Here is a 1,366-nt window from a genome sequence, read left to right as displayed (position 1 = left end):
ATTAACGGCTCAAGCCTCTCAATCGCTCAAGCCTCAACCGACGCATTCGCACCGGTCGCCGCGTATTGTGCAGGATGGCCAACGGCATACCCGTCCGGACAAGCGCAAGGCGGTGTTTATCGCGGAGTCTGAGCGCCACGGCATAGCAAGCGGCGCTGCCCAGGCAGCGCCGCCGCATAGTCCCAATGACGGATCCCCGGTTTTCCTCTGGTTGGAGTCAGAGTTCGATCGCGCTCAAGGACGGCAGATCAAGCGAAAGCAGTTTTCTGGAGATCAGCTCATCGGCCGTTCGAAGGAGGCTGGGGCGGGCGCGGTGGTGACGGATCTGTGCTGACCGCCCGGTCCCCATCTGCGCAATCGTCTTCGGGCAGACCTCGAATCTCTCGCACATTGATCGATCTGGCACGACTTCGAAGATTAGTGTGTTGAGGTTAGTGTCTTACTGCACCGGAACGCGTTCTGACGTTCCGGCACAGCGGTGCGCACGTGTCGACCGATTTATCAGTCTGCTAAAAGGGCTGTCGCGAACTCTCGGATGCCAGGTCCGATGTCGTCCCGAGCGATCGCGATTGCCAGATTGGCCTGGATGTAGCCGGCTTTGTCGCCGCAGTCGTAGCGCTGGCCATCGAAGGTGAAGCCGTGGAATGGCTGGTTACCGATAAGCTGCGCCATCGCGTCGGTCAGCTGGATCTCGCCGCCTGCGCCCTTTTCCTGCGTCTCCAGGATCCTCATCACCTCGGGCTGGAGGATGTAGCGTCCCGGGATCATCAGGTTCGACGGTGCGGTGCCGCGCTTGGGCTTTTCGACCAGCGCGGTAACCTCGGTCAGCCGGCCGTCGATTGCACCGGGCGAGATGATGCCGTATTTGTCCGTCTCGGAGTCCGGCACTTCGAGCGCACCGATCACGTTGCCGCCGACCTGGTTATACGCCTCGACCATCTGCTTCATGAAGCCCGGCTTGCCGACCATCAGCTCGTCCGGCAGCAGGACCGCGAACGGCTCGTCCCCGACGATCTCGCGCGCGCACCAGACGGCATGGCCGAGACCCAGCGGCTCCTGCTGGCGGACATAGACCGGCGAACCGGGCTTCATCCGGATATGGCTGATCGCGTCGAGCGACTTGCCGCGCGACCGCATCGTATCCTCGAGCTCGTACGAGATGTCGAAATGATCCTCGAGCGCGCCCTTGTTGCGGCCCGTCACGAAGATGACCTGCTCGATCCCCGCCTCGAGCGCTTCCTCGACGGCATATTGGATCAGCGGCTTGTCGACGACGGTGAGCATTTCCTTCGGCATGGCCTTGGTGGCCGGAAGGAAGCGCGTGCCCAGTCCGGCGACCGGAAACACGGCCTTGCGCAGCGGCTTT

Annotated in this window: 2 protein-coding genes; one reads left to right on the top strand and one right to left on the bottom strand. The window is 62.4% G+C overall.

Features of this window, described 5'->3' with window-relative positions; translation table 11 throughout:
- The coding region (locus NLI89_RS21610) for a hypothetical protein (protein WP_254688786.1) at nt 1–334 on the top strand (334 nt) is incomplete at its 5' end.
- A gap of 167 nt (nt 335–501) precedes the next feature.
- Here NLI89_RS21610 and galU read toward each other — a convergent pair.
- Nucleotides 502–1,366: UTP--glucose-1-phosphate uridylyltransferase GalU (gene galU, locus NLI89_RS21605; RefSeq protein WP_439144558.1), on the bottom strand; the 865-nt coding region annotated here is incomplete at its 5' end.

Source organism: Sphingomonas faeni (assembly GCF_024273235.1).
GTDB classification, from domain to species: Bacteria; Pseudomonadota; Alphaproteobacteria; order Sphingomonadales; family Sphingomonadaceae; genus Sphingomonas; species Sphingomonas faeni_A.
This window is presented reverse-complemented; position numbering and strand designations above follow the sequence as displayed.